This is a genomic window from Microbacterium pumilum (assembly GCF_039530225.1).
Taxonomy (GTDB): domain Bacteria; phylum Actinomycetota; class Actinomycetes; order Actinomycetales; family Microbacteriaceae; genus Microbacterium; species Microbacterium pumilum.
Genome location: NZ_BAAAOH010000001.1, coordinates 1,812,188 through 1,824,261 on the forward strand (window position 1 = coordinate 1,812,188; position 12,074 = coordinate 1,824,261).

The following is a 12,074-nucleotide window of genomic DNA, read 5'->3' on the forward strand; positions in this document are numbered from 1 at the left end:
GCCCGCAGACTCGAGCCGCATGACTGCGCACTCGGCGCCTGCCTGCGAAGTCTGTGAGTCGCCGGTCCGGGGCCGGTTGCGGCGGCGCTGTCGCCGCGGCTCGTGTACGTCTTCAACGTCCCGCTGACGACGCTTCTGCGGCGCCGGGAGCGCGCACAGTAGAACGCGGCCACCTGAGGGCGCTCAGCCGCTCTCGTCGATGAGGTCGCGCACGGCATCGCCGATCTCATCGGCGACGACGGGCTCCATGAAATGCGGTGCGTCGACCCACCGAAGCTCGCCGGGGGAGCCCCGCCCTCACGTGCAGGTTGTGACGTTCAGGCGCGTGCGAGCTCGGCCTCGGGTTCGGCGGACGCGTCGCTCGAGGCATCCGTCGCCTCCTCGGTGGCGCGAGCCGAGCGGCCGACCGGCAGCCAGAGCGCGGCGATGGCAGCGGCGAACAGGACCGCTGAGCCGACGAGGACGGCGGGACGCGCCGCATCCACGTAGAGGTCGGGTTGCAGTTCGCCCCCGGCGCTGACGAAGATCGCCGTCATCACCGCGGTGCCGAGCGCGATGCCGATCTCACGCACCGTGGAGTTGACGCCCGATGCCTTGGCGTGGTCGACGGCGCCGAGGGTCGCAAGCAATGCCGTCGCGGAAGGTGCGAACACGAGCCCCATGCCGACACCGGCCATGATGAACGGCACGATCAGCTGCGGATAGTCGAGGTCGGCCGACAGCGTGAGTCCGATCCAGGCGAGCGCCGCACCCTGCAGCAGCAGGCCCGTGAGCATGAGCGCTCGGGTGCCCACGCGCGGCGCGATGATGCCCGCGATCGGTGCCACGAACATCGGTGCGAGGGTCCACGGCGTGGTCTGGACGGCGGCCTCGAGCGGAGTGGAGCCCTGCACGACCTGCATGTACTGGATGAGGATGAACACGGCGCCGAAGGTGCCGAAGCTGAACGCGAAGCCCACGATGTTGGTGATCGAGAACGACCGATCGCCGAAGAGCCGCAGCGGAACGAGCGGGGCCTTGGCGCGCCGCTGCCACAGCACGAATGCGATCAGCAGGGCGGTTCCGGCGACGATCTCGGTGACCACTCCGATGGATGACCAGCCGTCGTCGTTGCCGCGCACGATCGCGTGCACCAGGGCGAGCACCCCGACCGCCGCAAGCACGGCACCCACGACGTCGATGCGCGAGCGGGCGCCGAAGTCGTTGTTGAGCACGAACAGCGCGAGCGGAATCGCGATGATGGCCACCGGAACGTTGATCCAGAAGATCGCCTGCCAGTTCCAGCCCTCCATCACCGCGCCCCCGATGAGCGGGCCGACCGCCACGCCGAGGCCCGAGATGCCGCCCCAGAGTCCGATCGCGAGCGGGCGGCGCTCGGGTGCGACACCACTCGCGATGAGTGCGAGCGAGAGGGGAAGGACCCCCGCCCCGCCGAAGCCCTGCAGCGCCCGCGCGGCGATGAGCTGGGTCGGGTCGGTGCTGAGCGCTGCGAGCACCGAGCCGATGCCGAAGACGGCGATGCCGATCATGAAGACTGTCCGGCGGCCGAATCGATCGCCGAGCGCGGACGCGATGAGGATGGCGCTCGCGAAGGCGAGCGTGTAGGCGTTCACGAACCACTGCAGCTCTTCGACGCTCGCACCCAGCTGCGCGTGCAGCACCGGCAGGGCGTTCGTCATGACGAGGTTGTCGAGGGTGGCCATGAACATCGGGAGGGATGCCGCGGCGACGACGAGTCCGAATGCTCGCCTCCGCACTGGCGTCGCGGTCAGGACTTCGCTCATGGGAGGCTCCTCCAGATAGTTGTAATTGGATGATTACTTAGGTTCTTCGCCACTGTAGTAATCGACTGATAACATGTCAAGCGTGACCACGAATCAGCAGACGGCAGTGACGCCGATGCCCGACAGCTCCCGGCGAATGAGCTCGGAGGAGCGGCGCGACCAAATCGTCGCGGCCGCCATCGCGGTTTTCGGCGCACGCGGCTATGAGGGCACCACGACAGACGACGTCGCCCGCACCGCGGGCGTCAGCCAGCCATACGTCGTGCGTCTGTTCCGCTCGAAGGAGAACCTCTTCCTCGCGGCCATGCAGTCCTCGCTCGACCAGCTGATGCAGGTGTTCCGTGTCGCATTGGCGGATGCGGCATCCGACCTTCCGGTCTCGAAGCGGATCGGCGAGGCGTACGTCGACCTGCTGAGCACGCGCGGGCTGCATCAGACGCTGTCGCACGCCTGGCTCCTGGGCGGACACCCGGTCATCGGACCGGCCGCCCGCAAGGGATTCGCGCAGGTCTGGCGGTTCTTCCGCGATGAGGCGGGGCTGGATGCCGATCAGGCCCGCATGTTCCTTGCGGAGGGCATGCTCATCAACGTCATGATCGGGATGCGGCTGGTGGACGACTACGGGTCGGACCCCAGCATCACCGAGCTCTTCCGCGCCTGCTTCCCCACCGAGCTGCCGCATATCCTCGATATCGCACCGCGCGGCGACGAGCCCTGGTGACGCTCGCGGTCTGACCGCGGTCCGGCGTATCGTCTGGGGCATGTGCCGGAACATCCACACCCTCCACAACTTCGAGCCCGCCGCAACCAACGACGAGGTGCATGCCGCCGCGCTGCAGTACGTGCGCAAGATCTCGGGCACTACGAAGCCCTCGAAGGCGAACCAGGAAGCGTTCGATCACGCGGTGCACGAGATCGCGCACATCACGGGGCACCTGCTGCAGGACCTCGTGGCAACCGTTCCCCCGAAGAACCGCGAGGAAGAGGCGGCAAAGGCTCGCGCTCGGGCAATCGCCTCCGGCCGGTACTCAGCCGCCTGACGCCTCTCGCTGCGATAGTCTGGTCGGCTCCCTCGGCGCATTCTCGCCGGAGCGAAGAGGATCATCGTGGGCTACATCGACGTCAACGGCGTCTCATACGCGCTGCCGGACGGCAGGCCCCTGCTCGACGACATCGCGTTCCGGGTGGGTGAGGGGTCCACCACAGCCCTCATCGGCGCCAACGGCGCAGGAAAGACCACGCTGCTGCGCATCATCCGCGGCGAAGAGGCACCGCATGCCGGATCGGTCTCGATCGGAGGCGGCCTGGGCGTGATGGATCAGTTCGTCGGCCACGGAGCCACCGGCGACACCGTGCACGACCTGCTGATCTCGGTCGCGCCGCCCCGCGTGCGCGCCGCCGCGATCGAGCTCGAGCAGGCTGAGGCCGCCATCATCGACCACGATGACCTCGACACGCAGATGCGCTACGCCGGGGCGCTCGCCGACTACGCCGAGGCGGGCGGGTACGAGCACGAGACGCTCTGGGATACCTGCACGATCGCGGCACTCGGCATCCCGTTCGCTCGTGCCCGCTTCCGCGAGCTCGTGACACTGTCGGGCGGCGAGCAGAAGCGGCTGGCCCTCGAAGCTCTGCTGCGCGGACCGGATGACCTACTGCTGCTCGACGAGCCCGACAACTACCTCGACGTGCCGGGCAAGCGGTGGCTCGAGCAGCGCCTGCGCGAGACGCCGAAGACGGTGCTGCTGGTCTCGCACGACCGCGAGCTGCTCGCGCGGGGCGCCGACCGCATCGTCACCCTCGAAGTCGGCGGCGCAGGATCGTCGGCGTGGGTGCACGGCGGCGGCTTCGCGACTTATCACCGCGCACGCGAAGAGCGGATGGCGCGCCTCGACGAACTGCGCCGGAGGTGGGACGAGCAGCATGTCAAGCTCAAGACGCTGGTCGCCGACCTCAAGGTGAAGGCCGCAGCCAACGACGGATTCGCCTCGCGTTATCGGGCGGCCCAGACGCGGCTGCGGTGGTTCGAAGACGCCGGTCCGCCCGAGGAGCGGCCGCCGGAACAGGACCTCGACGTGCGACTGCGCGGACAGCGCACCGGGCGTCGCGCCGTCGTCGCGGAGCGGCTTGAGCTGACCGGGCTGATGGCGCCCTTCGACCTCGAGGTGTGGTTCGGCGACCGCGTCGCGGTGCTCGGTTCGAACGGGTCGGGGAAGTCGCATTTCCTCCGGCTGCTGGCGGGCGGCGGCACCGACCCGGATGCGCTGCTCGGCCATGTGACCGCGGTCGGCACGAGCCTCGAGCCCGTGCCGCACACCGGTCGCGCCGTGCTCGGCGCCCGAGTCGTGCCCGGGTGGTTCGCGCAGACGCACCGGCATCCGGAGTTCCGCGGACGAACGCTGCTCGACATCCTGCACCGCGGCGATGATCGCCGAGCCGGTCTGCCGCGGGATGCCGCGAGCTCGGCCTTGGATCGCTACGGGCTCGTCCGCCAGGCGGAGCAGACCTTCGACACCCTCTCGGGCGGGCAGCAGGCGCGGTTCCAGATCCTGATGCTGGAGCTGTCGGGAGCGACTCTGCTGCTCCTGGACGAGCCGACCGACAACCTCGATCTCGTCTCAGCCGAGGCGCTCGAAGATGCGCTCGCGCGATTCCAGGGCACCGTGCTCGCGGTGACGCACGACCGGTGGTTCGCGCGCTCGTTCGATCGCTTCCTCGTGTTCGGGACGGACGGCCGCGTTTACGAGTCCGACGTTCCGGTGTGGGATGAGACGCGGGTGATCCGCGCGCGGTAGCCAGCGGTCGCTGAGCCTGTCGAAGCGTCCGCAGTCGGACCGGCCCGTCGACAGGCCAGGGACCGACGCGCCCGGTCAGCGCAGGCGGAATGCCTCCGCTGCGCGTGCCTCGGGGTCGAGGGCCAGATCGGCGAGCACGGCTCCGACTCCGGGCGCGAACTTGAAGCCCTGACCCGAGAAGCCGGCACCGACGACGATCCGGCCGACACGGTCGAGGACGAACGCCTCGTCCGGAGTCGACGTGTAGGTGCAGCTGATCGGCACGGCGGTCGACGCATCGAGCCCCGGCATCCACTCGCGCACGTATTCGGCGAGCTGCTCGGCATGCTTGTCCGTGCGGAACGGGCGCGCATCCGGGTCCACCTCGTCCCCGACGTGATGGAACCCGACTTTCACGCCCTCTCCCGGCGTTGGCATGCCGTACACGTTCGCCGGCCAGCTCCCGGGCGCGACGAAGTGGTTGAACGAGGGCCACGCGTCGGCGGGGTCGCGCGGCGCGAAGTGCGCGGGGCTCTCTTCGGTGATCGAGAGAGCGGGGAGCGGGATGCGGCCACCGAGCACCGGGCTGGTCCACGCGCCGGCGGTCACGACGACGATGTCGGCGCGCACGGCGCCCTCGGCGGTGTGCACAGTCACGCCATCGGCGTCTTCCTCGATTCGCAGCGCCGGGGTCTGCCAGCGAACCTCGCCGCCGTCCCGCAGGATGCGCCGTTCAAGCTCTTCCAACGCCGCCGACGCTCGGGCGACTCCGGCATCCGGCGAGTACAGCACGGTGCCGTCGAATCGCATGCCCGACCAGCGCCGTGTCGCCTCCGCGCCGTCGAGAAGCTCGGCCGGGAGGCCCCGTGCACGCAGCTGTTCGTGGATCGCGACGAGTCCGCCGCCGGTGCCGCCGAGGGCCGCGCCGGCGCCGTGCGAGACCAGGCCGTGCAGGCGAAGGAGCGGCTCACCGCCAGGCGTGCCGAGCGCGTCCCACCCTTCGCGTGCCCGCGCCAGCAGGTCGAGGTAGTGCGCATCGGCATACGCGTTGTTGAAGTTGCGCGTCGCGCCGTGCGAGGCGCCCTGAGTGTGGCCCCGCGCGAACCGTTCGAGCACGAGCGGATTCGCACCGCGACTCCCCAGCGCCCAGGCGGTCGAGAGCCCCATCACCCCGCCGCCGATCACGATCACGGGCACGTAGTCGGTCATCCATCGATCTTCGCAGGGTCGCGAGCCCCGACGTGCGGTCCGCGCGGCCCGCGGGCGTCGCGAGGCCGCGAGATGCGGCATCCCGCCCCGAGAACGCGCGCAGGTAGGCTGAACCCGTGAGCATGGAGATCGAGATCGGGCGCGCCAAGCGCGCGCGGCGTGCATATACGTTCGACGACATCGCGGTCGTTCCGTCGCGGCGCACGCGCAATCCCGAGGATGTCTCGACAGCCTGGTCGATCGACGCCTTCCAGTTCTCCATCCCTGTACTCGGGGCCCCGATGGATTCGGTGGTCAGCCCCCGCACCGCGATCATGCTGGGCCAGCTCGGCGGGCTCGGAGTGCTCGACCTCGAGGGCGTCTGGACCCGCTACGACGATCCCGAGCCGCTGCTCGCCGAGATCGCGTCGCTCGAGAAGACCGCGGCGACCCGCCGCATGCAGGAGCTCTACTCGGAGCCGATCAAGCCCGAGCTGGTGCGCGATCGCCTCGCCGAGATCCGCGCGGCAGGAGTCACCGTGGCGGGGGCCCTCACCCCGCAGCGCACGCAGGAGCTGTACGAGACCGTCGTGGCGGCGGGCGTCGACCTCTTCGTGATCCGCGGCACCACCGTATCGGCCGAGCACGTGTCGTCGGTCGAGCAGCCGCTGAACCTCAAGAAGTTCATCTACGACCTCGACGTGCCCGTGATCGTCGGCGGTGCCGCCACCTACACCGCCGCACTCCACCTGATGCGCACCGGCGCTGCGGGAGTGCTCGTCGGGTTCGGCGGCGGAGCAGCCTCGACGACTCGCGCCACCCTGGGCCTGCACGCGCCCATGGCGACGGCGGTCGCGGATGTCGCGGGCGCGCGCCGCGATTACCTCGACGAGTCGGGCGGACGCTATGTCCACGTGATCGCCGACGGCGGCGTGGGCACCTCGGGCGACATCGTCAAGGCGCTCGCGATGGGTGCGGATGCCGTGATGCTCGGCGTCGCGCTCGCGCGCGCCACAGACGCGCCCGGCCTCGGCTACCACTGGGGACCGGAGTCGCATCACTCGAAGCTCCCGCGCGGGCGCCGTGTGCGGGTCGACCAGGTCGCCAACCTCGAAGAGGTGCTCTACGGCCCGGCGCCGGTCGCGGACGGCACCGCGAACCTCATCGGGGCGCTCCGCAAGTCGATGGCCACGACCGGGTACTCCGACCTCAAGGAGTTCCAGCGGGTCGAGGTCGTCGTGGCGCCCTACAGCGCCAGATGAGACCTCCTGAGGACGAGAACCGGTCGGTGAACGACCGAATCGAGAGGACACGGTCCGAGTCGCCGTCGGCTGATGACCGATCCGTTCCGCCTGGCCCCGTGCCCGAGGTGTTTCCTCCCACGCTGCGCGAGGTCATGCTGCGCCCGTGGTGGATCGGCATGCTCCTGCTCTGCCTCGTCGTCGCGGGCGTGTTCGCGTGGCTCGGGCAGTGGCAGCTGGGGCGTGCGCTCCAGACCAGTCCGACGCCGCCCGGTGCCAGTGAGGAGGTGCAGCCCATCGCCGACGTCACACAGCCGGGCGAGTACCTGCCCGATCCACTCGTGGGCCAGAAGGTCGCAGTGAGCGGCTGGTGGGTCGGCGAGGACTTCGTCGTCGTCGACTCGCGGTTCAACGACGGAGTCGAGGGTTACTGGGTGACCGGCCAGCTGCGTCTCGCCGATGGCGAAGCAGGGCCGGACCAACTGGGACCGGTGTCGCTCGCGGTGGCGCTGGGTTGGGCTCCCACGCGCGATGCGGCCGATGCCGCCGCATCCGCTCTCGAGACACTCGTCGCCGAGAGCGCGGGCGACCCGGTCGAGCTCACGGGGCGGCTGATCGCCGACGAGGGTCCGGCGCTTCCACCGCGGGGAGCAGAGCCAGACACCTTGACCACGATGTCGTCGGCGGCGCTGCTCGGACGCTGGCACGACATCGAGCAGCTCTCGGTCTACCGTCCGTACCTGGTGTGGGACGAGCCTGCGGTCGGTCTGACCGCGATCTCGTCACCGGCCCCCGCCGGGGGGTCCGGCGTCAACTGGCTCAACATCTTCTACGCGATCGAGTGGGCCGTTTTCGCGGGCTTCGCGTTCTACCTCTGGTATCGCCTCGCGCGCGACGCCTGGGAGAAAGAGGTCGAGGACCTCCAGGACGCCGCCGCCATACCGCAGCCCCCCGACCCGGCAGCCCGCTGAGCCCGGGCGTCGGCACCGAGACCGGGCTGGGGTGCCGAAACCCGGTGGCGGGACGGCGGGGTTCGGCGCGGGTGGCGGGTGTCGGTGGCAGGGCCGGGTCTCGGCGGGCGGAAGGGACTCCATATCGCGCCACGAGCGAGCAGTGACGCCGCCGGGATACAGCTGCCCCCCGGGTAGGATGGGAGAATGCCGCGCGCCCCCAAACTCGCCTCGTTCCCGGCGATCCGCGGAGCTCTGCGGTTCTACCAGGTCTGCTCGATCATCACCGGCACGATGCTGCTGCTGCTCGTCGCCGAGATGGTCGTGAAGTACGCACTCGGCTATGAGCTGTTCCTCGGCGGATCGGGCGGATTGCTCTGGTTCGCACCGGTGATCGAGGGGCCGACCGGCCGCGAATCGACCGGCGACGGTTTCAATCTCTCGCTCGGCATCCTGATCGGTCACGGCTGGTTCTACGTGGTGTACCTGTTCTCGTGCTTCCGCATCTGGAGCCTGATGCGCTGGAATTTCTGGCGCCTCATGCTGCTCGCCTCGGGTGGCATCATCCCGCTCCTCTCCTTCTTCATGGAGGCACGAGTCGCCCGCGAAGTGAAGGCGTACCTGCAGGCGCGCGAGGATGCGGAGCTGCACAGCGGTGCTGAGCACTCGACTCTCACGCACGCGATCCCGACGGAGAACCAGCGGTGACGGAGCAAACGGAAACGTCGCAGCGCCCGGTGCTCGTCGTCGACTTCGGCGCGCAGTATGCCCAGCTGATCGCCCGCCGCGTTCGCGAAGCCGGCGTCTACAGCGAGATCGTGCCGCACACCGCGTCGGCGGGCGACATCGCGGCGAAGGATCCTGTGGGCATCATCCTGTCGGGCGGTCCGTCATCCGTGTACGAGCCGGGGGCTCCGGCGCTCGATGCGGGCGTCTTCGACCTCGGGGTCCCGACGTTGGGGATCTGCTACGGCTTCCAGGTCATGGCCCAGGCACTGGGCGGCGAGGTCGCCAACACCGGGCTGCGCGAGTACGGGGCGACGGATGCCGCGCTCACGGGCGACGGCGGTGTGCTGCTCGGCGGCCAGCCTGCCGCGCAGAACGTATGGATGAGCCACGGCGACCAGGTCGCGAAGGCCCCTGCGGGCTTCGACGTGCTCGCGTCCACGTCCGCGACGCCGGTCGCCGCCTTCGGCAGCGACGCGCGCCGCATGTACGGCGTGCAGTGGCATCCGGAGGTCAAGCACACCGACTACGGGCAGCGCGTCATCGAGAACTTCCTCCACAAGGCGGCCGGTCTCGCCGCTGATTGGAACAGTGGCAACGTCATCGCTGAGCAGGTCGAGCGCATCCGTGCCCAGATCGGCACCGGCCGCGTCATCTCGGCCCTGTCGGGCGGCGTCGACTCGGCCGTGTCCACCGCGCTCGTGCACGAGGCCGTGGGCGACCAGCTCACCGCGATCTTCGTCGACCACGGACTGCTGCGAAAGGGCGAGCGCGAGCAGGTCGAGAACGACTATGTCGCCTCGACGGGCGTGCGGCTCGTGACGATCGACGCCCGCGAGCAGTTCCTGGATGCGCTCGAGGGCGTCAGCGACCCCGAGCAGAAGCGCAAGATCATCGGCCGCGAGTTCATCCGCTCGTTCGAGGCCGCCGAGCGCGATCTCGTCACGGAGGCCGCGGCGGATGGCGAGCCCATCCGCTTCCTGGTGCAGGGCACGCTCTACCCCGACGTCGTCGAGTCCGGCGGAGGCACCGGCACTGCCAACATCAAGTCGCATCACAACGTGGGTGGGCTCCCCGAAGACCTGCAGTTCGAACTCGTCGAGCCGCTGCGCACCCTCTTCAAGGACGAAGTGCGCGCCATCGGACGCGAACTCGGGCTGCCCGAAGAGATCGTAGGCCGCCAGCCGTTTCCGGGCCCCGGCCTCGGCATCAGGATCGTTGGTGAGGTCACCGCTGACCGGCTCGAGATTCTGCGTGACGCCGACGCCATTGCGCGCGAGGAACTGACGCGAGCGGGGCTTGACGGCGAAATCTGGCAGTGCCCCGTCGTCCTGCTCGCCGACGTCCGGTCGGTAGGTGTTCAGGGCGACGGGCGCACCTACGGTCATCCGATCGTGCTGCGCCCCGTGTCGAGCGAGGACGCCATGACGGCGGACTGGACGCGGCTGCCCTACGACGTGCTCGCCCGCATCTCGAACCGCATCACGAACGAGGTCCGCGAGGTCAACCGGGTGGTGCTCGACGTCACGTCGAAGCCCCCGGGGACCATCGAATGGGAATGAGCCTGCACTACGTCCGGCCCACGTGGGCGGACGCCGTGTTCAACGGCGCGGTGGGATGGTTCACGCGCCGGGGCATCTCGCTGGCGGGCAGCCGAGTGCTCGGGGTGCGTGGGAGGACCAGTGGCGAATGGCGCGAGACGCCGGTCAATCCGCTGCGGGTCGCCGGGGAACGGTATCTCGTCGCTCCTCGCGGCCACACGCAGTGGGTGCGCAACATGCGGGTCGCAGGCGGCGGCCGGCTGCGCAAGGGCCGCCGGGTCGAGGAGTTCACCGCGACCGAGATACCGGATGCCGAAAAGCCGCCGATCCTTCGTGAGTACCTCCGAGTCTGGGCATGGGAGGTGGGCCGCTTCTTCGAGGGCGTGGATGCCGCATCGCCGGACGATCGGCTGCTCGAGATCGCTCCCGACTTCCCGGTGTTCCGGATCACGGATGCCCGATCGGAGCAGTGACATGTTTCCCGACGCCGAGTACCTCATCGTTTCCAGCCGCCTCATCCCCGACATGGACGGCGGCTACACGCTGGCCACCCTCGCGCGGGCACGGCAGATGGCGGCCGCAGGCGTGCACGAGGGCCGTGGGCCGCTGCTGCTGACGGTCGACCCCGGCACGGCGGAGGCCCACGCGCGGCACCGAGCGGCATTCGCCGGACGAGATCTCGTCGTCGATCCGTCGCGCATGCGGAACCTGTTCGATGAAGCGGCCGATCCGCACGGCGGAGCCGCGCCGTGGTTGCGATCCGCCGCGCGTCCCGGCGAGCCCGACCCCGCGCTCGCGTATCGCGAGATCGAGACGACCGACGGTGACCGCGTGCTGGCGCTGCCGGTCATCGCGGGCGACCCGGACTGGCACATCACGACCGCTCCGATCGTCGTCTACGGGGCATCGGGATCGGTCGTCGGTGTGATCGACGGCTTCGGCGCACTCTACCGAGCCTGGCTGGTGCACCTCGTCGGCCAGTTGCGCGGGGCTGATCTCGACCGCCCGGTCGTCGTGATCTGCGAGTCGCGGCAGCTGGGTGAGCTGCTCGTCGGGTGGGATGACCCCGACGTCCGCCTGGTGCACGCCATCCACACCGTCCACCTCGAGCCGCCGTACGAACCGGACGGGCCCATCAACGCGCTGTGGTCGCGCTGGTTCACCGTCGCGGAGCGTTTCGACGCGGTGCTGTGGCCGACCACCATGCAGCGCTCGGATGTCGAGCAGCGCTTCGGCGGTTCGCCGGTGCACGTGGTGGTTCCGCACGCGGTGCCCGCTGCGGCATCCGTCGCCCCGCTGTCGGCGCGAGACCCGGGTCGCGTCGTGATGCTCAATCGCCTCGCGCCGGGCAAGCGCGTCGACCACGCTGTCCGGGCATTCGAGGCGGTCGTGCGCGAGGTGCCGGATGCCACGCTCGACATCTACGGCGAGGGACCCGAGCACGATGCGCTCCATGACCTCATCGACAGCCGGCGCCTCGGGGCCCATGTCGTGCTGCGCGGACGGACGGACGATCCGGGTCACGTGCTGGACGAGGCATCCGTGTTCCTCACGACGTCGGCCTTCGAAGGCCAGGGTCTCGCGCTCGCGGAGGCCCTCGCGCACGGCTGTCCGGTCATCGCCTACGACGTGCCCTACGGTCCGCGCGAGATCCTCGCGCGCGGCGGCGGATGGCTCATCCCGGACGGCGATGAGGACACGCTCGCGGCGATGCTGGTGCGCCTGCTCACCGAGATCGAGGTCCGCGCCCAGCTCGCGGAGGAGGCGGTGCAGGTCGCGCGAGAGGTGAGCCCCGACCGGGTGATGGATGCCCTCGCCACCGCGGTCACCGACGTGCTGGCGCGCCCGTCGCGCCGCACCGACCCCTGAT

General features: G+C 69.8%; 11 protein-coding genes. 9 read left to right on the forward strand and 2 right to left on the reverse strand.

The features are described from left to right. Window positions 1-317: 317 nt before the first annotated feature. Entirely contained in the window at window positions 318-1,784 is a 1,467-nt protein-coding gene (locus ABD188_RS08000; protein ID WP_344060230.1) for a DHA2 family efflux MFS transporter permease subunit, read from the reverse strand. Window positions 1,785-1,857: 73 nt separating this feature from the next. Here ABD188_RS08000 and ABD188_RS08005 point away from each other — a divergent pair, with 73 nt between their 5' ends. The 3 genes from ABD188_RS08005 to ABD188_RS08015 all read left to right on the forward strand — a co-directional run bounded on the left by ABD188_RS08005 (window position 1,858) and on the right by ABD188_RS08015 (window position 4,579). Beyond that, on the forward strand, window positions 1,858-2,505 hold the full coding sequence (locus ABD188_RS08005) for a TetR/AcrR family transcriptional regulator (RefSeq protein ID WP_344060232.1): 648 nt from the start codon (window positions 1,858-1,860) through the stop codon (window positions 2,503-2,505). 40 nt (window positions 2,506-2,545) lie between these two features. After that, the gene (locus tag ABD188_RS08010; protein ID WP_344060234.1) at window positions 2,546-2,824 is read left to right on the forward strand and encodes a DUF2277 domain-containing protein; all 279 of its coding nucleotides are present in this window, start codon (window positions 2,546-2,548) and stop codon (window positions 2,822-2,824) included. A gap of 66 nt (window positions 2,825-2,890) precedes the next feature. Continuing rightward, on the forward strand, window positions 2,891-4,579 hold the full coding sequence (locus ABD188_RS08015) for an ATP-binding cassette domain-containing protein (RefSeq protein ID WP_344060236.1): 1,689 nt from the start codon (window positions 2,891-2,893) through the stop codon (window positions 4,577-4,579). Window positions 4,580-4,654: 75 nt separating this feature from the next. Here the strand turns inward: ABD188_RS08015 and ABD188_RS08020 are convergent, their stop codons facing one another. Further along, a complete protein-coding gene (locus tag ABD188_RS08020) occupies window positions 4,655-5,767 on the reverse strand; it encodes an FAD-dependent oxidoreductase (protein WP_344060238.1) in 1,113 nt (370 codons plus the stop codon). A gap of 122 nt (window positions 5,768-5,889) precedes the next feature. Here ABD188_RS08020 and ABD188_RS08025 point away from each other — a divergent pair, with 122 nt between their 5' ends. From ABD188_RS08025 to ABD188_RS08050, 6 genes are all read left to right on the forward strand, one after another. Further along, entirely contained in the window at window positions 5,890-7,008 is a 1,119-nt protein-coding gene (locus ABD188_RS08025; protein WP_344066964.1) for a GuaB3 family IMP dehydrogenase-related protein, read from the forward strand. A 134-nt stretch (window positions 7,009-7,142) separates the two neighbouring features. Further along, window positions 7,143-7,958 carry an SURF1 family protein gene (locus ABD188_RS08030; RefSeq protein WP_344066967.1) on the forward strand — a complete coding sequence of 272 codons (816 nt, stop codon included), beginning with the start codon at window positions 7,143-7,145 and terminating at the stop codon, window positions 7,956-7,958. Window positions 7,959-8,144: 186 nt separating this feature from the next. Next, entirely contained in the window at window positions 8,145-8,645 is a 501-nt protein-coding gene (locus tag ABD188_RS08035) for a DUF3817 domain-containing protein (protein ID WP_344060240.1), read from the forward strand. After that, window positions 8,642-10,225: a glutamine-hydrolyzing GMP synthase gene (gene guaA, locus ABD188_RS08040; protein WP_344060242.1), complete on the forward strand. Its 1,584-nt coding sequence runs from the start codon at window positions 8,642-8,644 to the stop codon at window positions 10,223-10,225. The genes ABD188_RS08035 and guaA overlap by 4 nt, the downstream gene beginning before the upstream one ends. Next, window positions 10,222-10,677, forward strand: coding sequence for a nitroreductase/quinone reductase family protein (locus ABD188_RS08045; RefSeq protein WP_344060244.1), 456 nt, complete (start codon window positions 10,222-10,224; stop codon window positions 10,675-10,677). Before guaA ends, ABD188_RS08045 begins: the two co-directional genes overlap by 4 nt. A gap of 1 nt (window position 10,678) precedes the next feature. Then, complete coding sequence (locus ABD188_RS08050; RefSeq protein WP_344060246.1) at window positions 10,679-12,073, forward strand: glycosyltransferase; 1,395 nt, start codon at window positions 10,679-10,681, stop codon at window positions 12,071-12,073. Window position 12,074 lies beyond the last annotated feature (1 nt).